Genomic DNA, 21,099 nt, shown 5'->3' with positions numbered 1-21,099 from the left:
CGCGACCAGATAGATCGGCAGACGCCGACGCTGGTCGGCGCAGACCTAGGGACGAGTTCATGCCCAATCTGTTCGATCCGCTGCGCGTCGGCGACCTGACCCTGCCCAATCGTGTCGTGATGGCGCCGCTCACGCGACTGCGCGCCGGTCCGACCCACATCCCCAACGCCTTGATGGCCGAGTACTACGCCCAGCGCGCCTCCGCCGGCCTGCTGATCAGCGAAGGCGTGCCGGTCTCGCCGCAGGGCGTCGGCTACCCGGGTGTTCCGGGCATCTGGTCAGCCGAGCAGACCGAGGCCTGGAAGCAGGTCACCAAGGCCGTGCATGACAAGGGCGGCCGTATCTTCATGCAGATCTGGCACGTCGGCCGCATCTCCGACCCGTCGCACCTGAATGGCGCCGCGCCGGTCGGCCCCAGCCCTATCGCCGCCAAGGGCCATGTCAGCCTCCTCCGGCCCGAGCGCCCCTACCCGGTCCCGCACGCGCTCTCGATCGAAGAAATCGGCGGCGTGGTCGAAGATTTCCGGCGCGCGGCCGAGAACGCTCAGGCCGCCGGCTTTGACGGCGTGCAGCTGCATGGCGCCAACGGCTATCTGCTCGACCAGTTTCTGCAGGACGGCAGCAACCAGCGCACCGACCAGTACGGCGGCGCGATCGAGAACCGCGCCCGTCTGTTGCTGGAAGCCACTGACGCGGCGATCTCGGTCTGGGGCGCCGACCGGGTTGGGGTGCATCTGGCCCCACGTGCGGACAGCCACACCATGGGCGACAGCGACCTGGCCGCCACCTTCGGCTATGCCGCCAAGGCCCTGGGCGAGCGCAAGATCGCCTTCATCTCTGCACGAGAGTACGAGGCGGCCGACAGCCTTGGCCCGGCGCTGAAGGCGGCGTTCGGCGGCCCCTATATCGCTAACGAGAAGTTCGATCTGGCCGGCGCAAACGCAGCCATTGAGGCCGGGCGCGCCGACGCCATCGCGTTCGGCAAGGCTTACATCGCCAACCCGGACCTGGTGGAGCGTCTCAAGGCCGGCGCGCCGCTGAACACGCCCGACCCGTCGACCTTCTACGGCTACGACAACGGTCCGCGTGGCTACACGGACTATCCGACCTTGGCGGAAGCCACCCAAGCCGCCTAGAGCCGGGCGGAGCGACGCGCCGAGCCAACACGATCCGGCTCGGCGCGTGTTCAGCAGGCGCTGATCAGCCCCTCGGCGACGTACTGCTTGGCCACGGCCTCGGCGACCTTGATGCCGTCGACGGCCGCCGAAAGGATGCCGCCCGCATAGCCAGCGCCCTCGCCCGCCGGATAGAGGCCGGCGGTGTTGAGGCTCTGCAGATCCTTGCCCCGCGTGATGCGCACCGGCGAGGAGGTGCGGGTCTCGACACCGGTCAGCACCACGTCCGGATGGTCATAGCCGGGGATCTGGCGGCCGAAGATCGGCAGGGCCTCGCGCATGGCCTCGATGGCGAAATCAGGCAGGCACTGGGCCAGGTCCGTCAGGTGGACCCCCGGCTTGTAGGACGGCGTCACCGCCCCGAACGCGGTCGAGGGGCGGCCCGCCAGGAAGTCGCCGACCAGTTGGCCCGGCGCCTGGTAGGTCCCACCGCCGGCCTGGAAGGCCAGGCTTTCCCATTTGCGCTGGAAGTCGACGCCGGCCAGCGGGTGGCCGGGATAGTCGCGCTCGGGATCGATATCGACGACGAAGCCGGAATTGGCGTTCCGCTCATTGCGCGAGTACTGGCTCATGCCGTTGGTCACGACGCGGCCGGGCTCCGACGTGGCGGCGACGACCGTGCCGCCCGGGCACATGCAGAAGCTGTAGACCGTCCGCCCGTTCTTGGCGTGATGCGAGATGGCGTAGGCGGCCGCGCCCAGGTCCTTGTGACCTGCGCAGTCGCCAAAGCGCGCGCGGTCGATCCACGATTGCGGGTGTTCGATCCGCACGCCGATCGAGAACGGCTTGGCCTCGATATGGACGCCGCGATCGTACAGGACCTGGAAGGTGTCGCGGGAGCTGTGCCCCAGGGCCATGACCACGTGACTGGCCGGCAGGTAGGGCTGGCCGGCGATATGCAGACCCTTCACGCGCCGGATACCGTCCTCGCCCACCGCGATGTCGAAGTCCTCGACCCGGTGCTGCCAGCGATACTCGCCGCCCAGGCTTTCGATCAGGGCCCGCATGTTCTCGACCATGTGCACCAGACGGAAGGTGCCGATGTGCGGATGGGCCTCGGTCAGGATCTCTTCCGGGGCGCCGGCCTTGACGAACTCGGTCAGCACCTTGCGGCCCAGGAAGCGGGGGTCCTTGATCTGGCTATAGAGCTTGCCGTCCGAGAAGGTCCCCGCCCCGCCCTCGCCGAACTGGACGTTGGACTCAGGGTTCAACTCGCTGCGGCGCCACAGGCCCCAGGTGTCCTTGGTGCGCTCGCGCACGACCTTGCCGCGATCGACGATGATCGGCTTCAGACCCATCTGCGCCAGGATCAGGCCGGCGAACAGGCCGCAAGGACCTGCGCCGATGACGACCGGACGCGGCCCGTCAAAGCCTTCGGGCGCCTTGGCCACGAAGCGATAGCCGGTGTCGGGCGTAACCCGCACATGGTGGTCGCCCTCGAACCGGCCCAGCACCGCAGCCTCGTCGCGCAGCACGACATCGACCGAATAGACCATCTGGATGGCGGACTTCTTGCGCGCGTCATTGGCGCGCCGGGCCACCGCGAAGCTCACCAGGTCAGCGGCCGGCAGGCCCAGGCGCGCCAGGATCGCGGGCTCCATCGCGTCCGGCGGATGGCCGAGCGGCAGCTTCAGTTCCGAAATACGCAGCATGGTGCGCCTCTTAGCCGGAACGCGGCCAATGCGCCATCCAGGACCTAAATCTGAACCAGACGACCTGCACGCAGACCGACGAGTCGGGTTTGGCCCTTTCGCAGGTTGAGCAACAGACCCGAGCTGCCGCAGACCAGCCGAACGGGGCCATCCGCCCCGGCCCGGATGACCGCCTCTTCAAGCCGTCCCCCGCGCCAGCGGATATCGACACCCACCGCGCCGCGCGCCCGCAGGCCCGTCATGCGCCCCGTCGGCCAAGCCGAAGGCAAGGCCGGCAGCAGGTGGATCTGATCGTTGCGACTTTGCAGGACCATCTCGGTCATGCCTGACACCCCGCCGAAATTGCCGTCGATCTGGAACGGCGGGTGGGCGTCGAACATGTTCGGGTAGGTGCGCTCGGGACCCAGCAGGAGCTTGAGGATGCGGTGGGCGTGATCCCCCTCCCCGAGCCTCGCCCAGAGGTTCAGCCGCCAGGCGATGGCCCAACCGGTGGACAGGTCGCCCCGGGTCTTGAGGCTGGTTCGCGCCGCCGCCGCCAGGGCTGGCGTGTGGTCGATCGCGATCTGGTCGGACGGAAACAGGCCATAGAGATGCGAGACGTGACGATGCTGGAGATCCGGCGCATCGGCGTCCCAGTCCTCGAGCCACTCCTGCAGTTGTCCGTCCTTACCGATCTTATAGGGCGCGAGCCTGCCCCGCGCGGACGTCAGCTCCGCGACAAAGGCTTCGTCTGGCCCTAGGATCGCTTCGGCTTTCAGGCAGTTGTCGAACAGGTCTAGGAGGATGGCCTGGTCCATCGTGGGGCCCGCGACCAGGGCGGCGCCGCGGCCATGCTCGTTCTCGGGCGAGATCGACGGACTAGTCACGAGAGCGCCGGACGCTGGATCCACCACCAGCGTATCGAGGAAGAACCGCGCCGCGCCCCTCATCAGCGGATAGACCCGCGCCAGGTAGCTCAGGTCACGCCCATAGTCGTAGTGGTCCCAGACGTGCTTGCAGAGCCAGGCCCCGCCGGTCGGCCAAACCCCGTACTTGGCGCCGTCGATGGGGCCGGTCGCGCGCCACAGGTCAGTGTTGTGATGGGCGACCCAGCCGCGCGCGCCATACATCGCCTTGGCCATGCGCTCGCCGGTCTGCGCGATATCCGCCACCAGGGCGATCAACGGCTCGACCAGCTCCGGCAAGGCCGTCGGCTCGGCCGGCCAGTAGTTCATCTCGGTGTTGATGTTGATCGTGTACTTACCGCCCCAGGGCGCGGACGTCTTGTCGTTCCAGATGCCTTGCAGATTGGCCGGCTGACTTCCGGGACGCGAACAGGCGATCAGCAGGTAGCGCCCGTATTGAAAGTAAAGCGCCGCCAGGGATGGATCGTCCGTCGTCGGTGAACGGCGAATACGGTCGTTGGTCGGCGCGAGCTCGGCCCGCGTGCGGCCAAAATCCACGCTCACACGTCGAAAGAGCGCGCGGTGATCGGCTTGGTGGCGCGCGAGCAACTGGGCCCACGACTGGCCGGCCGAGCGCGCCAGGGTCGTCAGATTGAGCGCCCGGGGATCTCCGGACACATCGTCGTAGCGACGGAAGCTGGTCGCGGCCGCGATCAGCAGCACCACCTCGTCAGCGCCCTCGATACGGAGCTTGCCGTCCCCGCCGCCGCCAACCCGGCCGCCTTTGGCCCGAACCTGGACACGGCATTCAAACCGAAGACGCGCCGGGACGCCCTGCTGGCTTTCGTTGACGCCCGATAGCACCAGCCCGTCGCTCTCGACGACGACAGCGGACTTCAGGGGTGAGGCGAAGCTCAGATCGACCGAGATCGCGCGGGCTCGGCTGGCCGACAGACGGACCACGATCACGCCGTCCGGCGCGCTGGCGAACACCTCGCGTCGATGAACGGTATCGTCGATCCGGAACTGGGTCGTCGCGACAGCGCCGTCGAGGTCGAGCGCTCGCACATAGTCCGACACCGGTTGGATCAGCCCCGGAAAGTCCAGACGCAGATCGCCGATCGTCTGGTAGGACATCTGATGCCTGGGCCGCGCCAGGAATTTAGCGTCCGCCAGGGCCTCGGCCTTGGCGTACTCGCCGGCCGCGATCAGGCGTCGGATCTCGGGCAGCGCGGCGCTGGCCTCGGGATTGATCGGCTCATAGGGACCGCCCGCCCAAAGCGTGTCTTCGTTCAGCTGCAGCCGTTCGGCCGCCACGCCGCCAAACACCATCGCGCCAAGCTTGCCGGAGCCGACCGGCAAGGCCTCGACCCACTCGACGGCGGGCTGCCGGTACCAGAGACGTTGGCTCAGCGCCTCGGCCGAGCGGGCGCGCCCTGGCGCGGCGCCGGCCAGCGCCGAGCCCCCCAAAGCAGCGACGGCGCTACGGCGCGTAGGCTTGATCACCACGCGCCGCCCCTAGTCCAGCTTGACCACCACGACGGACTTCGACGGGATGTCCAGGGTCAGGCGGTCGCCGGACAGCTTGGCGCCCTTGAAGTCGACCGGAACCACGGTGGGCTTGGCGCCGAAGGCGTTCATCGCGTCCATCTTGTCGGCGGTCAGAACCTGGCCGCTCACGGCATTGGCCTTCAGACCCGCCAGAGAGACGCTCAGCTTCACGCCGTCATCGGGAGACATGTTGGCGACCGCGACATAGACCTTGCCGTCCTTTCCCTTGGCCGCCGAGGCGTTGAAGGCCGGGATCTTGCTGCCGGCGACATCGATCTCCGGCGCCTTGGTCTCCAGGGGGATCGCCGTCGAATCCTGGAACGGCACGTACATCTGGTGGGCGTAGTAGGTCGGGGTCAGCACCATCTGGTCGCCCTTGGTCAGAATGACCGCCTGAAGCACATTGATGGTCTGGGCGATGTTGGCCATCCGCACGCGCTCGGCGTACTGGTGGAAGATGTTGAAGTTCGCTGCGGCCAGCACGCCGTCGCGCAGGGTGTTCAACTGGTAGAGGTGGCCGGGGTTCGTGCCGGGTTCGGGGTCGTACCAGGTGCCCCATTCGTCGACATAGAGCCCGATGCGCTTCTGGGGATCATTGCGATCCATCACCGCGATGTGCTGGCGAAGCAGGTCATCCATCCGCAGGGTCTGCGCGAACGACTTGCCCCAGGCGGCCTTGTCGAAGCCGGTGGCCGCGCCCTTCTTGTTCCAGTCGCCGGTCTGGATCGTGTAGTAGTGCAGCGAGATGGCGTCCATCTGCTTGGCCGCCGCCTTGGTGACCACGTCGGTCCAGTTCACATCGAACGAATTGGCGCCCGACGCCACCCGGACCGCCGGGTTGTCGCTGTTCTTGTGGAAGAACGACGAGAAGCGGCGGTACTCATTGGCGTAGTAGTCCGCCGTCATTTCGCCGCCGCAGCCCCAGTTCTCGTTGCCGATGCCGATGAACGGCACCTTCCAGGGCTTGTCGCGACCGTTCGCGCGGCGCTCCTGGGCCAGGGTGTCATCGCCTGGCGAGGTCATGTACTCGATCCACTCGCGCATCTCGGTCGGGTTGGACGAGCCGACATTGACCGCGACATACGGATCAGCGCCGACCTGCTCAGCGAAGTCCATGAACTCGTGGGTGCCGAAGGCGTTGGTCTCGGGCGAACCGCCCCACCAGTTGTTCTTGCGCGAGGGACGCTTGTCGCGAGGGCCGATCCCATCGCGCCAGTGATACTCATCGGCGAAGCAGCCGCCCGGCCAGCGGATCACGGGCGTCTTGATCGCCTTCAGAGCGCCGACGACATCGCTGCGGACGCCACGGACATTGGGGATCTTGGAGTCCGGCCCGACCCAGATGCCGTCATAGACGCCGGCGCCCAGATGTTCGGAAAACTGGCCGTAGATATAGCGCGAGATCGCGGGGCCCGTCTGGTCGCCCCTCAGCGTCGCCGTAGCGGCGATTTCACCCGCCCGCGCGCTCGCCGCCATGGCCAGCAGCGCGACCGCCGCGCCCAACCACTTGCCACCCATGGTTCTCTCCCCGTCAACGACCTATCGTTGAGGAAGCCATAGCAGGCAGCTATTTGTCCGACAATATAGTTTCCAGATCGCCGTTCGCCGAAGGTCGTAACCCGCGATGGCCCCTAGTGATTGTCGCGCGGCAGACCCTTGTTCTGGGCGATCCGCTGGTACTTCACGGCGGGCTCAAGCACCGCCCCCGTATCCATCTGTCCGACAACGGCGCGCTGGATCTCCTGCCAGGGCGTCTGGCTTTCGGGATAGGCGTAGCCGCCCGCGGCTTCCAAGGCCCTGCGACGCTCGACGACTTCTGAGGCGGAGATCAGGACGTCCACCCGGGATTTGCGCAGGTCGAAGCGAACCCTGTCGCCCGTCTTCAGCAAGGCGAGCCCGCCGCCGGCCGCCGCTTCCGGCGAGGCGTTGAGGATAGACGGCGATCCGGAGGTCCCCGACTGGCGTCCGTCGCCGATGCAGGGAAGCTGATGAATTCCCTGTTTGATCAGATAGTTCGGCGCGCGCATGTTCACGACCTCGGCCGCGCCCGGATAGCCGATCGGCCCCGCCCCCCGCATGAACAGGATCGAGTTGGCCGTGATCCCCAGAGCGGCGTCATCGATCCGATGATGGTAGTCCTCGGGCCCGTCGAACACGATCGCGTCGCCCTCGAAGGCGTCAGGATCATCGGGATTGGACAGATAGCGCGCGCGGAACTCGTCGCTGATCACGCTGGTCTTCATGATCGCGGAGTTGAAGAGATTGCCCCGCATGATCGCGAAACCGGCGTGTTCAACGAGCGGGCGCGCAAACGGACGGATGACGTCTTCATCCTCGATGACGGCGCCGCGATACTGCTCGCCAATGCTCTGACCGGAGACCGCACGGGCGTCTTGGTGGATGAGGCCCTGCTCGATCAACTGCCCGAACACGGCCGGAACGCCGCCGGCGCGATAGTAGTCTTCGCCGAGATACTCACCGGCGGGCTGAAGATTGACCAGCAACGGCACGTCCTTGCCGGCCGCTTCCCAGTCCTCCAGCGTCAGCTCCACATCCATGTGGCGCGCCAAGGCGTTGAGGTGGATCGGCGCATTGGTCGATCCCCCGATCGCGGAGTTCACGACGATCGCGTTCAAGAACGACTCGCGGGTCAGGATATCCGACGGCTTAAGATCCTCGGCCACCATCTCGACGATCCGAAGACCGGTGCGATAGGCGTTCTCCTGGCGATCGCGATAGGGCGCGGGGATCGCGGCTGAACCGGGCAGCGACATGCCCAGGGCCTCGGTCAACGAGTTCATCGTCGTGGCCGTGCCCATGGTGTTGCAGTAGCCGGTCGACGGGGCTGAACTGGCCACGAGCTTGATGAAACCGGCGTTGTCGATCTCGCCGGCGGCCAGCATTTCGCGGGCTTTCCACACGATGGTGCCCGAGCCGGTGCGCTTGCCCTTGTGCCAACCGTTCAGCATCGGACCGACTGACAGCGCGATGGCGGGAATGTTGACCGTCGCCGCCGCCATCAGGCAGGCGGGCGTGGTCTTGTCGCAGCCGATGGTCAGCACCACGCCGTCCAGCGGATAGCCGTACAGCAGCTCGACGAGGCCTAGATAGGAGAGGTTGCGATCAAGGCCGGCCGTGGGTCGCTTGCCGGTTTCCTGGATCGGATGGACCGGGAACTCCAGCGCGATGCCGCCCGCGCTGCGAATGCCCTCGCGCACGCGCTCGGCCAGCACCAGATGGTGGCGGTTGCATGGCGAGAGGTCCGAGCCGGTCTGGGCGATCCCGATGATGGGTCTGCCCGACTGCAGCTCTTCAAGCGTCAGGCCGAAGTTCAGGTAGCGCTCCAGATAGAGCGCCGTCATGTCGATATTGTCCGGATTGTCGAACCAGGCCCGCGAACGGAGCGCGCGCGGAGAGACTTTAGGGACGCTCATGACAACCCTTGATGACCAGGAACCGGCAGCCGCGACCGTCGGAGATCGGCGCGGGACGACCACACCGGCTCGCCATCGGCTCGCTCATTGCATTTGTCTGACTATACCCCGCTTTCCGGGGCGTCAATGCGGGCGTCCGCCGCCGCTCAAGGGATGAAATCGGCGGGGGACCGTGGTCAGCCCGTCATCGATGCGCGGGTGTCTTCCAACGCCAAGGTCACCAGCCGCTCCATGGCCTCGCGCGCCTGGTCCTCACGCCCAGCGGCGATGGCGTCGAAGACTTTCCAGTGGTCCGGGACGGGGTCGCGCGCCAGATCGCGGGAGCGTTGCTTGAAGATCGTGGTCCAGCGGACCGCCGCCCCGATGCTGCTGCTGAGGGTGAACAGGGGTGCGTTCGCCGTGGCCTCCAGCACCGCGTCGTGGAAATCCCGATCGGCCGCCTGCCCCGCCTCGGTCGCGAGCGTCTCGTGCTGCATGGTGACCAGGGCGGCGCGCATGCGCTCCAACTGGCCCTCGTCCCGGCGTTTCGCCGCCAGGGCGGCGGCGGCCGGCTCAACGATCATACGCAGCTCGTAGAGCTCGTGGAGGAAGGATTCGCTCGGTTCGGACTCGAAGAACCAGGACAGGACTTCCGGATCCAGAAGCCGCCAACGCGCGCGAGGGCTGACACGGGTTCCCGTCTTCGGTCGGCTCTCAACCAGGCCTTTGGCCGCGAGAATTCGGATGGCTTCACGGTAGGCGCTTCGCGAAACCTGGAAACGTTCGCTGGCCTCGATCTCGTTGGTGAGGACATCCCCCGGCTGGTGCTTGCCTGAGACAATCGCCGCGCCGAGTGACCGGGCGATCGCCCCGTGGAGGCGCCCCGATGACGCTTCCTCGCGCTCGGTTTCGCCGCCGACCTCTTCGCGCCTCGCCTTGGCCACTCGCTCGTCGCTCCAGTTTGCGTTGTTGGGCGATCGCCCCGCGCTCGGGGACTCTAGGAAAGTTGCGCCCCCCGCAACAAGGGAATTCAGTCGCCACGTCAAAGGCGCCGGTTTGACAGCGCGGTCAGGACCGTTATTTGTCTGACCATTATGGTTCTACGGAGTTCAGGCCGGTGGTGCTTCGATTCGCGCAGCTGAAAACACCGGAAGGCGAGCGACGGCTCGTCGCGATCGACAACTCGCGCAGGGCGCGCCGCGTTGAGGTCGCCGACACGCTGTACGAGCTGGCCCAGGTCGCTATCCGCGTCGACGCGACGCTGTCGGAAGCCGCCCAAGCCCGGCCCTTGGGTGAGACCCAGGACTTCGACGCCGCGCTCGCCGAAGGCCGGGTGCTGCCTCCCATCGACCATCCCGATCCCGCCCACCTGCTGATGACGGGCACAGGCCTCACCCATCTGGGATCAGCCGAGAGCCGCGATCAGATGCACAAGGCCGCCCTCGCCCATCAGGCCGGCGCTGACGAGCCGCTGACCGATTCCCGGCGGATGTTCCTGATGGGCGTCGCCGGCGGCAAGCCGCCCGCCGGCGAGGTCGGCGTACAGCCCGAGTGGTTCTACAAGGGCGACGGCTCGCAGTTGGTCGGGCCCGGACAGCCCCTGGTTTCCCCCGCCTTCGCCGAGGACGGTGGCGAGGAACCGGAAATCGCGGGCGTCTACATCGTGGGTCCCGACGGAACGCCCTATCGCCTGGGCTATTGCCTGGCCAATGAGTTCTCCGACCACGTCGTGGAACGCGGCAACTACCTCTGGCTGGCGCATTCCAAGCTCCGCAACGCCGCCCTGGGTCCTGAACTGCTGACCGGCCGCTTGCCCGAAGAAATCCACGGCGCAAGCCGGATCATCCGCGACGGCAAGGTCGCGTGGGAGCAGCCCTTCCTGTCCGGCGAGGGGAACATGTCGCACGCCCTGGCCAACCTGGAACACCATCACTTCAAGTACGACCTGTTCCGGCGCCCGGGCGATCTCCACGTTCACTTCTTCGGCGCGGCCACGCTCTCCTTCGCTTCCGGATTCCAGACACAGGAGGGCGACGTCTTCGAGATCGAGGCGCCGCCGTTCCACTACCCCGCGCGCAACACGCTCGTGCGCGCCCCGGCGACCGTGACGACGATCAAGTCACTGTAAAGCGGCCCGGCCGCCAACAAAGATATGAGGGAGAGGAAGATGACGCTGAAGACCATCGCGCTGTGCGGCGCAGCGCTCCTGTTCGCCGGTGCGACCCAGGCCGCAGAGCTCTCGCGCAAGCCGTTCGGCAAGCTCCCCTCGGGAGAGGCCATCGAGGCCCTCACCCTGACCAACGGCGCCGGGGTGAGCGCGACTGTCATCACCTATGGCGCGACCCTGCAGTCGCTGATCGCGCCGGGACGCGACGGCAAGCGCGCAGACGTCGCTCTCGGTTTCGCGGACGCCACAGGCTACGCCAGCAACAACAGCTATTTCGGGGCCAGCGTCGGCCGGTTCGCCAACCGGATCGGCAAGGGGCGCTTTTCTCTCGACGGCAAGACCTATCAGTTGGCTCTGAACAATGACGGCGTCGCGGCCCTGCATGGCGGCGTAAAGGGCTTCGACAAGGTCGTCTGGAAGGTTCTGGAAGCTAAGGCGGGTCCGGTCGCGTCCGTCACCTTCGGCTATGTCAGCCCGGATGGCGAAGAGGGCTATCCTGGCACGCTGACGGCCACCGCGACCTATGCGCTGGACGAGCAGAACCAGCTGACGATCACCTACGGCGCCACCACCGACAAGCCGACGATCGTCAACCTGACCAATCACGCCCTGTTCAATATGGCCGGCGAAGGCGCCCCCGAGGGCGCGATGGGCAATGTGCTCACCATCCCGGCCGACGGCTACACCCCGGTCGACGCCGAGCTGATCCCGACCGGCGCGGTGACCCCCGTCGCGGGGACCGCCTTTGACTTCCGAAAGCCCACGGCGGTTGGAGATCGCATCCGTGACGCCAGCGATCCCCAGCTGGTCGTGGGACGCGGCTACGATCACAACTATGTTCTGAACGGCCCCTCTGGCGGCGCGCTACGATTGGCGGCCCGCCTGTCGGATCCCAAGAGCGGCCGGACCCTGGAGATCCTGTCCACCGAGCCCGGCATCCAGTTCTATGCCGGCAACTTCATGAACGGCCTGATGGTCGGCAAGAGCGGCAAGATGTACCGCCAGGGCGACGGCATCGCGCTGGAGCCGCAGCACTTCCCCGACGCGCCCAACAAGCCGCAGTTCGCATCGACACGGCTAGATCCTGGCCAGACCTATCGGAACACGATGGTGTTTCGCCTGACCGTGGAGCGCTAGGGCGCGCTCGGTAAGCTGCATCACGCTTGGGACTGTTTGTCTGGCTCAGATGGCTCCATCCAAACCAGACCGGTCCTAGCGGGGCTCAGACCACGTCCGAGGCTCACCCAGGGCTTCGTCAATCAAGCGGTTGGCGGTCTCCACTCGACTTTCACCCGCCCGCGGGTCAGCCGCAAGCAAACGCTTGATGCGCGCCTCACGCGCCTTCGCGCGCCGGGCCTCGGTCAACCGCTCGTCGATCACGGCCATGCTCAGCCGGATGCTGTCGCCTTGGGACGCGAGCTGGCGCTCAAGGTCGGCGATGGCCTGACGGCTCTGTTCAAGCGCGCTCAAGGCTTCATCGCGTTGGTCGCTCGCGCGCCGCAGCGCCCGCATGGCCTCAACAAGCCGTCCCCGGAGGGTGATCGCCTGCACGCCCACGAATGTCGCCCCGGCGACCGATAGGAGCCAAAGCAACTTCACAAGAAGGGGCGCGAACTCAGCGTCAGCGAGACTGTCCATCACTGCAAACCTGCGAACCTTGAAACCTACGCGCCGCGGCCAAACCGCGCTTCGTTGATGGTGGTTGTGGCGTACCGGAGAACGTCATTGACCACGCCAGACAGGGTCTCGCCCGTGAGGTCATGCTCGCGAGCCCAGACGTTGACCGCGTGACGCAGAAACGTGGTGGCGACCTCCGGGGCGCTTTCCCCGCCATTGGCGGTGATCGAACGGTCAGAGATCAAGCTTTGGTCCAGGCTCATGTGCGGCTCCTCCGGCAGGACGGGACGCTGCGGGTCCCACAGCAATCTCGAAAAGGCGGACCCAGCCGGCGGGTGGCTGGGTCCGCAGTCGGGTCACGCGCCCGCGCACGGAAGGGTCTGGCTGGCTACGCCTCTTTGAGGGGGCGTAGACCCATACATCTCCACCGGCGCGAGGCGGTCGACGGGGGAACGATGTTCGAGGCCGCGAAGTTTGGATGTGAGGATTTGCACAAGCCGGCCAGACGACCGTGCGAATTCGGTCAGAGCGCCCGGGTCAGGCTGAAGATCGGCGTTGAGGAAAACCCTTTGCGCCCCTGAGTGCGCCCCACATAGCCACAGCGGACCTTGTCGCCATGGAAGGTCGCCAACGCGCCCGCCAGGGCCTCGCTGACACAAACAGAGCCCGGCGCGACGTCGGGCTCGATCCTGGCGGCCACCACGACGTGAGCGCCCATCACGGCCGGCGTCTTGGTCACGGGATTCGTGCGCAGATGAACTGGCCCGTAGTGCCCGCCGATCCGCAGGCCCAGAGTCCTTGGCAGTCCCAGCCCCCGGAGATCCTGCGTGCGATGGATCTCCAGCAGCGCCAATGCTGCGAGCGCGGCGTCAATGGGCTCGTCGAATACAAGGAACAAGCCATCGCCCCAGGTCTCGACATGGACGGGGCGAGCGGAAAGCGCCTCGATCGCGCCCGCCAATCGCCCCATCACGGAATCCACGAAAACAGGAATCTGATCATCGCGCAGAGCGCCAAAGCCCTGGATGTCCGCGAAGAGCATCGCCTTCATGGCCCGTCGGGGATCCCCGGCTTCTTCGGGCGAGCGAGGCGATGGCTGCGGCCGTTCGATCTCGATCACCGCGCGACGTCGCTCGCTCCTCGACCAATAGGTCAAGTCGGCGTGCACGCCTGCAGGCCCAAGGCCCGCATGGCCGTCCCAAATCGCCAACTGCACGGCTTCTGTCGACAAGGTTTGAGCGCGCAGCACCGCGCAGCCCATCGCAAACTGGCTCGAATAGGCGAAGACTTGCTCGTCGCCCAGATAGGGGTCGACGGACGCAAAGCGCACTGAGGTCGCCTGAGACAAGCATCGCTCGAAACGATCGACCCAGGCCTCGCCGAAAGGCGCGACCGACACCGAGACGAACGAGCGTTGCTCGACAGGCAACACCACATGTAACTCAGCGCCTGCCGCGATAAGCGCCTCGGCGAAGATGATGTCGCCGCCCGCCGCTAAGCCCCCGTAGCCAAAACCGACTCTCTGGGTCGCGAGCAACTGATCGACACGCTGGCGCAAAGCCGGACCGCACAACGCCGCGCCATTTGTATCCAGAATGTGCCCGGTGAAGTGAGCGCAAGCCGGGGCCCTAAACGGCGCGAGCCAAGCCGCGTCCGCCCCCGTCTCGCGACATAGCATCTCAAATTGGCGGAGCGTCGACGCGTGGGCGGCGTATGCGGTGGGCGCGAGCGCGATCGCTCGGTTCATCGCCTCGCGCGCCGCCTCGAGATTACCGGTCAGAAAATGCGCTTCGGCTCGGCTGGCCGCGTCGTAGTAGGCGGCTTCGCCCACAAGGCCGACCGGCGCGGGCATGGCCAAGGCTTCCCTCGCCCGCGCTGCGGCGCCCGACGCGTTCCCCGACACCAGCGTCATGGTCGCGGCGTTGATGGCGCCATAGATGCCGCCGTACTGCTGAACCAGCTTCTCGTACTGGCGGATCGAGGCCTTTGCGAACGCCAGACGTCGCGCGCCTGTGGTGGCCAGCGCGACGTCCTTCAGCAGGCGCGCGCCCAGGGCAATGGCGTCGTGGGTGGCGACTTCATGCAGGCCGAGCCGGACATATTCCGACCGCGCGAAATCCAGGGCGCCTGCGCGCGCGAGACATAGCACCGCGAAGTAAGCGGCCTGATCGTCCCGCTCCGGGGCCTCAAGCGCGGCATGGGCGATGTCGTAGGCCGCGAGGACCTCGCCTCGCCCTATGAGGCCTACCACATGCTCGCGGTCAAACATCGGGACGAGGTTAGGGAACTCGGCCCGCGCCGTTTTCGATGTCGGGATCCAGGTCGATCTTCTGACCATGGGAGTCCAACATCAGCAGGCTGTAGGTGTATTCGCCCATTCGTTGGTCTTCGTAGATGATCTTGAAGCGAGACCTCGGGGCGAGATCACCGCCGTCGATCGAGTACGGCACCCAGACGTAGCTGGAGAAATTCACGCCGAAATCCCGTTGGATCTCGATGGGCCGACGCTGAAAGGACCAACCCGCATTGATGAGCTGATCGCTCAAGGTGAACACAAGTTCGCAGCGCTCGCTCAGATCCAGGAGAAGGCGCTTGGGCCGCAATGGATCAACGAAGTTCATGAAATTGTAGCGCTCGTCCAAGCCGATAACGAGCTCAACAACTTTGTCCGGTGCTGGTTCAGTCATTTCGAGGCCCCCATTTTGCCGATTCCACCTGCGGGCGACTCTCGCCAAAACGCAACAAACTCCGGGTGTTCGTAGCCTTCTTGTTTGAGGGAGCGCACGATCATGGCGGCTTCTTCGCGCCGCCCGACCGTCAGATAGGCGCGCGCCAGGACATCGCGACTTGCAGGCGTCAGTGACTTGCGACGTGGCGTTAGGGTCTTGATCGTCGCTTCGGGCTCTTTGGCGACCCATTGAGCGTAGCCGAGCAGGTCGGAGCGATCGAACGCCGTATCGGGCTCGCTGATCGAGGATTGAAGGCGCTCCGCCAGACTCTTGGCCAGGCTTCGGGCGAGGTCCGCATCGCCTTCGCGTAGCGCCAGAACGATCGCCTGTCGGGTCAATCGCCCCTCGCGATCAACCGTCCACGTTCCGCTCTGGTCGCCCTTTCGCAAACGCGCCAGGCTTGCCGTGGCGGCCTTGTGTCTTGATCTTGCTTCGGCGAGGTCGTCGGACCACGTCGCGAAATCAACGCGATCGATCTCTCCGCCAAGCTGATAATCCTGCCAGCGCGTGTTGGTGGGATCCAAGGCAGCCAGCTCTCTTAGGCGGTTCACCGCGATCAACGAACGGCTCCGCGCCTCGTCCAGGCGGCCCAAGCTGAACTGAAGCCTGGCCAGGCCAAGCTGGGCCGTGACGCTTCTCGCCGCCAGGCGCTGGTCGGTCGGGAAGGCCGCCGCGCCCTGCTCCAGCAAGCCTACCGCCGCCTTGCGCTCGGCGAGCGCTTCGCGGGGCTTGCCCAGGACGATCAGGGAGTCGGCGAGCCAGCCGCGCGAGTTCGCGGTGTCCGTCAGGCGTTTCTTGTCGCCCGGGGCCTTGATCCGCTCCGCCTCGAAGATCACGAACGCAGCGCGAAACTGCGCCAGGGCTTCATCGGCCCGCCCCTGTTCGAAGAGCAGCGTGCCAAGGTTGTTCTTGGCGTAGGCCACCTCGATGCGCCAGTCCGCACGGTTGGGATCGATCTCCACCAACCGCTGAGCCAGCGCGGCGTACCGCTGGAAGCCTCGCTCCGCCCGCGCCAGCTCGCCGCGGCGCCATTCCATATAGGCCAGCCAGAAGACATTCTGGGCCTCATCGAAAACCCGATCGCCGTCGTTGGGGGACCGTTGCACAAGCGCGTGCGTCGTCGCGGCGGCCTGGGCGAAGGCGTCTTGCGCGCCGGCCAGATCGCCGCGCTGCTCGCGGATCGTGCCCAGCAGAGTCTGAGCCTTCGCGCGCTGGGCCAGGGCGTTGTCGTCGAGCCGGTCGCTTTGCGCCTTGGCGTAGTAGGCCAAGACCTTCGCGCTGACACCGTCCAGGAGGTCGAGACGACCGACCGGCTCCAGCTGTTCACGCAGGTCTCCCAGCATGTAGGCGACCAGCGCCTCGGTCTCGTCGCGTTGTTCGCGCGCGATCTGGCGCGACTTCAGGGTCACGACGGTCATCGCGCCCATGCCAACGGTGATCGCCAGCGCAACGGCGCTGAACGCCGTCATCAGGCGCAACCGCCGCCGCGCATCACGCTGCACCAGTCGATCCAGACTGACGCCCAACAGGCGCGCGGCGATCTTCAGCTTGGCCAGCCTTTGGCCGTCGGCGTCCGGTCGCAGATCCACGGCCAGAGGCTCGACACCCTCCGGCAGCGCGGCGCGCAGCGCCGGTGGCGCCAGCTCCAACAACGCGACGCCTTCAGGCGCGTCCGGCGCGATCACGCTGATCACCTTGTCGGCGCCGCTCTGGCTAAGGAAGTGCGCGACCTCCTTGTCCACCCAGCGCGAGGCCGCCGCGTGGGGCGAGCACAGGATGATGAGGGCGTCAGAATGATCAAGAGCGTCGCGGATCGCCTCGCTCAGGTCGGCCGCCGCCGACAACTCGTCGCGGTCACGGAAAATCGGTCTAAGGGCGCTCGCAGACGCCTCACCGAGCGCAGTCCGGAGCCCAGGGGGCGCGCGATAGTTCTCAAGGGCCCGATGAAGCCATTCAGCGGCTTTGCGGTCGTGATGACTATAGCTGATAAAGGCCTTGTACCGTTGTCGGCTGTCCATCATCGCCCCCAAATCGACAGCGCAGGAGCTTAGCAAATGACCGTGATTCCACCGTCGGCTCAGCGCGTCGCGACCCATACGCCGAACGTGGGCCAGCCTGAAGACTATCGAAACAACAAACTGTTTCGACACATGACGCCTGACGAGGTGGAGGCGATTGCGCCACGCCTCGAACAGCTGCGCTATGGCAAGGGTGAGATGATCGTTCAGCGGCGCGACCAGGATGAGGGCATCTATCTCCTGCTCGAGGGGGCGCTGCTCGCCAATCAGTATGCGCGATCGGGCCGCGAGGTTGGCTATCGCAGGCTGAGCCCGGGCGCCTATTTCGGCGAGATCTCGGCCATCGATGGCCTGCCGCGATCAGTGAATATCGTAGCTTTGGAAGATGTTCGGCTTGTGCGGCTGCCGCCTCGCCTCATCCGCGAGCTGTTCGAGGGCTCGCCGCGCTTCATGCGCGCCCTGCTCGAGGACATGGCCGCGCTGACCCGCTCGCTGACCGACCGCCTCTTTGAGCTGACCGCGATCTCGGTCGCCTGCCGCGTTGACATCGAACTTCTCCGCATGGCCACGGCGGCGGGAGGTGATGGGCGTACGGCCGTCGTCCATCCCTGCCCGACGCACGCCGAGCTAGCCGTTCTGGTCGGCAGCCAGCGCGAACCGGTGACACGTGAGCTCAATCGGCTGGCAGGCCTCAATATCGTCCGCCAGACGGGACGCTCGCTGCACGTCCTGGACATGGAAGCGCTAACCAACGAGGTCGAGCGGATCGGCGGAGAGCTCTAAACGGCCTTGGCGTGACGGTTGACCGCGACGGGCAGACGTTCGTCGAAGGCGGCGGCGACCACGCGCATCAGCCGGCGCGCCGTTTCCGGGATCGTAACAACGGCGCCGTCCAGCACGCAGAAGCCGGCGACCTCAACCGCCGTCAGGCTTGTAAGACTATCCGCCAAATGGTCAGGCGCAAAGCCGTGCGCGGTGCAGACCGCCGCGACATCGACCCTCATATCGCACATCAGCCGCTCGATCACGGCCGCGCGCAGGCGGTCTTCGTCGCTGAGCGTCAAGGCGCGGCCCAAAGGTAGCTCGTCCTGAGCGATCTTCGCCGCCCAAGCGTCGGTCGGGGTCAGGTTCTGGACAAAGCCCTCGCGGAACTGGCCGATCGAGGACGGGCCGATGGGAACCAGCACCGGCGCGGGATCATCGGTGTAGCCTTGGAAGTTGCGCCGCAGACGCCCTTCCGCCGCGGCTCTGCTGAGGGAGTCACCGGGCAAGGCATAGTGATCGAGGCCGATCCGGACATAGCCCGCCTCGGTCAGCGCCGCGTCCGCCGCATCGGCCTGCGCCCACCGGCCGTCGATGTCGGCCAGGTCCGCCTCGCGGATCATCGTCTGGTGCTTCTTCATCCAAGGCACGTGGGCGTAGCCGAAGACGGCGATACGATCAGGCCGCAGCTCCAACGCCGCCTTCGTCGAGGCGTAGACATTGTCGACCGTCTGCCCCGGTAATCCGTACATCAGGTCGAAGTTCAGCCCGGCAACCCCGGCGGCGCGCAAGCGGTCGACCGCAGCGCTGACCTGCTCGAACGGCTGGACGCGGTTGACCAGCGCCTGGACAGCGGGATCGAAGGTTTGCACGCCCAGGCTCACGCGGGTCACGCCGGCCTCGCCAGCGGCGTCGACGAAGGCGTCGGACAGCATGCCTGGATCGAGTTCGGCCGCGATCTCGGCGCCGGGCCGGACCCGAAACGTCGTCGTCAGTTGCGCTACAAGGCGCTTGAAGTCTGCGGCGCTGAGCGCGTTGGGGCTGCCGCCGCCAAAGTGGAGGTGAGCCAGACCGTCGTGCTCGCCAAGCCGGCGGGCCACCAGGTCGATCTCGCGCGCCAGAACCTCGGCATAGGTCCCGATCCGTTCATAGGTATGGGCGATCGAGGTGTTGCAGCCGCAATACCAGCAAAGCCGACGGCAAAACGGCACGTGAACATAGACTGAGAGGTGATCGTCCGGACGCGTCTGGGCGAACCAGGCGGGAGCCTGGTCGGCTTGCGCGGCGTCGAACGCCACCGCCGTGGGATAGCTGGTGTAGCGCGGCAGATTGCGCTCGGCGTGCGCCCGCTGAACGGACGAGAGAACGGTCTGGGTGATCATCGGTCCGGATGCTCTGCGAATAGGGTGCGGCCTTGCCTGTCGCGCTAGTGAGGCGCCGTGGCGGTGCGGGCGCCGCGGCGACGCTCGCGTTCGGCTTGGCTGGAGCCTTCACCGATATCGTTGTCGATCATGGCGTCGGGATGGGCCAACTGAGCCAGACTGTCAGGCTGGCGAAGCGTGACCGTGGCCCCATCAATCTCGACCCCATGCGGCCCCAGGCTGGAGAACGCGCGTGAGAGGTTTTCCGGCGTCATCCCCAACAGCGAGGCCAGCACGCGCTTGCGACAGGGCAGCTTGACCACAGATCCGCCCCCCTGCCGGGCGTGCTGCGCCAGCAGATAGCTGATCAACCGCTCTTTAGCCGTCCTCAGTTTGCAGTTCTTCAAGGAGCGCACGGCGCCGCTGAAGCAACCGGCGAGTTCTTCCGCCACCGCGCGCGCCAGCCCCGCGTCCTGGCTTAGCGCTTGCCTGAAGGTTTCGCCGGGCACCATGAGGATCAAGCTGGCCTTGGTGGCTCGCGCCGTCATCAAGCTCGGGGCGTCCAAGACGATGGAAGCCAAGCCCAGCGTGGCGGTGGGCCATAGCAAGGCCAGGGTCGACTCTCGGTCGCTGGAGCTCCCCTCCAGTTCGATCGCTCCCTCAAGGAGCACGAACAGAAAGTTGTCCGGCTGTCCCTGGGTCGTCAGTTGCGATCCGCGCGGAAACCGCTGGAGAAACGCGCCGCGCATCAGTCGACCAAAGACCTCGTCGCCCGCAGTCTCGAAAAGCGGCAAGGCCTGAACGCGCAGGAGATCGGGGGCTTCAAGAGACATGATCGGCGCTCCTCGGCTTCTTGCGGCCTGTATGCGCGGATACGGCCGACGCGACCTTGACGCCGATCAATCGCTTTCACGATCTGCGTCACGTCCGGTCCCATCAAACAAACAAAAGCTCCCCGTCGGCGAACCGACGGGGAGCGAGAGGACGGACGACCGTGGGCGTCCGCCGGGGGGTTAGAATTGGCGCGACACGCCGATCGAGGCGACGACTGGGTCGAGGTCGACCTTGGCCTTCAGAGCGCCGCCGTTGATCTTGGCGTCGGTGCTGAAATAGACCTTCTTGACGTCGGCGTTCACCAGCCAGCTGTTCTTCATCTTGATGTTCACGCCGGCCTGCAGCGCATAGCCGACGCCGTCATCCACCTTCACGGTGAAGCCGTTCTTGTTCTTGCCGCTGTAGAACAGCATGTAGTTCAGGCCCGCGCCGACATAGGGGCTGACCTGCGAGGTCGGGAGCGGGTGATATTGCAGCGTCACGACCGGCGGCAGGACCCAGGTCTTGTGGACCAGCACGTCAGTGCCCGGCCCTTGAGCGCGGATGTTGTGTTCCGTGGTGCCGAGGATGGCCTCGACGGCGACCTTGTCGGTCAGGAAGTAGGTGAAGCCTAGGGTCGGCTTGATGTCATTGCCGACGTGCGCCTTGAGGCCCGAATTGGCGCCGGCGGCGGTCATGATGGCGGCGTCCTTGGCCGGCGCAACCTGCGTCAGGCGCGCGTGGACGATCAGGTCGCCCTTGGCGTTCGGCGTGAAGTCTTGAGCCTGGGCGGCGCCAGCGGCGAGCGCGCCAAAGGCCACGAGCGAAAGAGCGAGCTTCTTCATTGTCTATCCCCAAATCCCGCGACGTCTTGTTTCTTGTCGCGAGGGGAATGTGGACGACTTGGTCCTTCCAGTATTTGACCTGCGTCAGACGATGAAGGAACCGAAGCGCGCT

The 21,099-nt window shown here is 66.2% G+C and carries 17 protein-coding genes; 4 read left to right on the top strand and 13 right to left on the bottom strand.

Features of this window, described 5'->3' with window-relative positions:
- The first annotated feature begins 59 nt into the window (after positions 1–59).
- Positions 60–1,136 carry an alkene reductase gene (locus CA606_RS09270; protein WP_096051395.1) on the top strand — a complete coding sequence of 359 codons (1,077 nt, stop codon included), beginning with the start codon at positions 60–62 and terminating at the stop codon, positions 1,134–1,136.
- A 50-nt stretch (positions 1,137–1,186) separates the two neighbouring features.
- On the opposite strand, the gene CA606_RS09265 is transcribed toward CA606_RS09270, so the two are convergent.
- The 5 genes from CA606_RS09265 to CA606_RS09245 all read right to left on the bottom strand — a co-directional run bounded on the left by CA606_RS09265 (position 1,187) and on the right by CA606_RS09245 (position 9,619).
- A complete protein-coding gene (locus tag CA606_RS09265; RefSeq protein ID WP_096051396.1) occupies positions 1,187–2,827 on the bottom strand; it encodes an NAD(P)/FAD-dependent oxidoreductase in 1,641 nt (546 codons plus the stop codon).
- A 44-nt stretch (positions 2,828–2,871) separates the two neighbouring features.
- On the bottom strand, positions 2,872–5,220 hold the full coding sequence (locus CA606_RS09260) for a glycoside hydrolase family 95 protein (RefSeq protein ID WP_233282192.1): 2,349 nt from the start codon (positions 5,218–5,220) through the stop codon (positions 2,872–2,874).
- A 9-nt stretch (positions 5,221–5,229) separates the two neighbouring features.
- Positions 5,230–6,780 (bottom strand): alpha-N-arabinofuranosidase, encoded by a 1,551-nt coding sequence (locus CA606_RS09255; protein ID WP_096051397.1) that lies wholly within the window; start codon positions 6,778–6,780, stop codon positions 5,230–5,232.
- Between the two features lie 113 nt (positions 6,781–6,893).
- Positions 6,894–8,696 (bottom strand): IlvD/Edd family dehydratase, encoded by a 1,803-nt coding sequence (locus CA606_RS09250; RefSeq protein WP_096051398.1) that lies wholly within the window; start codon positions 8,694–8,696, stop codon positions 6,894–6,896.
- Between the two features lie 176 nt (positions 8,697–8,872).
- Positions 8,873–9,619 (bottom strand): FadR/GntR family transcriptional regulator, encoded by a 747-nt coding sequence (locus CA606_RS09245; RefSeq protein WP_096051399.1) that lies wholly within the window; start codon positions 9,617–9,619, stop codon positions 8,873–8,875.
- Between the two features lie 173 nt (positions 9,620–9,792).
- Here CA606_RS09245 and araD1 point away from each other — a divergent pair, with 173 nt between their 5' ends.
- Positions 9,793–10,803 carry an AraD1 family protein gene (gene araD1, locus CA606_RS09240; RefSeq protein ID WP_096051400.1) on the top strand — a complete coding sequence of 337 codons (1,011 nt, stop codon included), beginning with the start codon at positions 9,793–9,795 and terminating at the stop codon, positions 10,801–10,803.
- Between the two features lie 39 nt (positions 10,804–10,842).
- Positions 10,843–11,979, top strand: coding sequence for an aldose epimerase family protein (locus tag CA606_RS09235; protein WP_096051401.1), 1,137 nt, complete (start codon positions 10,843–10,845; stop codon positions 11,977–11,979).
- Between the two features lie 75 nt (positions 11,980–12,054).
- Here the strand turns inward: CA606_RS09235 and CA606_RS09230 are convergent, their stop codons facing one another.
- From CA606_RS09230 to CA606_RS09210, 5 genes are all read right to left on the bottom strand, one after another.
- Positions 12,055–12,483, bottom strand: coding sequence for a hypothetical protein (locus CA606_RS09230; protein WP_181242867.1), 429 nt, complete (start codon positions 12,481–12,483; stop codon positions 12,055–12,057).
- Positions 12,484–12,506: 23 nt separating this feature from the next.
- Positions 12,507–12,722, bottom strand: a complete 216-nt coding sequence (locus tag CA606_RS09225; protein ID WP_096051402.1) for a hypothetical protein — start codon at positions 12,720–12,722, stop codon at positions 12,507–12,509.
- Between the two features lie 260 nt (positions 12,723–12,982).
- Positions 12,983–14,728 carry an adenylate/guanylate cyclase domain-containing protein gene (locus CA606_RS09220; protein WP_096051403.1) on the bottom strand — a complete coding sequence of 582 codons (1,746 nt, stop codon included), beginning with the start codon at positions 14,726–14,728 and terminating at the stop codon, positions 12,983–12,985.
- Positions 14,729–14,738: 10 nt separating this feature from the next.
- Positions 14,739–15,146, bottom strand: a complete 408-nt coding sequence (locus CA606_RS09215; RefSeq protein ID WP_096051404.1) for a hypothetical protein — start codon at positions 15,144–15,146, stop codon at positions 14,739–14,741.
- On the bottom strand, positions 15,143–17,206 hold the full coding sequence (locus CA606_RS09210) for a TIR domain-containing protein (protein ID WP_181242866.1): 2,064 nt from the start codon (positions 17,204–17,206) through the stop codon (positions 15,143–15,145). Before CA606_RS09210 ends, CA606_RS09215 begins: the two co-directional genes overlap by 4 nt.
- Before the next feature lie 36 nt (positions 17,207–17,242).
- Here CA606_RS09210 and CA606_RS09205 point away from each other — a divergent pair, with 36 nt between their 5' ends.
- Positions 17,243–17,989 carry a Crp/Fnr family transcriptional regulator gene (locus tag CA606_RS09205; RefSeq protein WP_181242865.1) on the top strand — a complete coding sequence of 249 codons (747 nt, stop codon included), beginning with the start codon at positions 17,243–17,245 and terminating at the stop codon, positions 17,987–17,989.
- On the opposite strand, the gene hemN is transcribed toward CA606_RS09205, so the two are convergent.
- The 3 genes from hemN to CA606_RS09190 all read right to left on the bottom strand — a co-directional run bounded on the left by hemN (position 17,986) and on the right by CA606_RS09190 (position 20,987).
- Entirely contained in the window at positions 17,986–19,350 is a 1,365-nt protein-coding gene (gene hemN / locus CA606_RS09200; RefSeq protein WP_096051406.1) for an oxygen-independent coproporphyrinogen III oxidase, read from the bottom strand. The two genes, CA606_RS09205 and hemN, sit on opposite strands and share 4 nt — an antisense overlap.
- Positions 19,351–19,394: 44 nt before the next feature.
- Positions 19,395–20,162: a cyclic nucleotide-binding domain-containing protein gene (locus CA606_RS09195; protein WP_096051407.1), complete on the bottom strand. Its 768-nt coding sequence runs from the start codon at positions 20,160–20,162 to the stop codon at positions 19,395–19,397.
- A 180-nt stretch (positions 20,163–20,342) separates the two neighbouring features.
- Positions 20,343–20,987, bottom strand: a complete 645-nt coding sequence (locus CA606_RS09190) for an OmpW family outer membrane protein (protein ID WP_096051408.1) — start codon at positions 20,985–20,987, stop codon at positions 20,343–20,345.
- Positions 20,988–21,099 lie beyond the last annotated feature (112 nt).

This window comes from Caulobacter vibrioides, from assembly GCF_002310375.3.
GTDB lineage: Bacteria > Pseudomonadota > Alphaproteobacteria > Caulobacterales > Caulobacteraceae > Caulobacter > Caulobacter vibrioides_D.
This window is presented reverse-complemented; position numbering and strand designations above follow the sequence as displayed.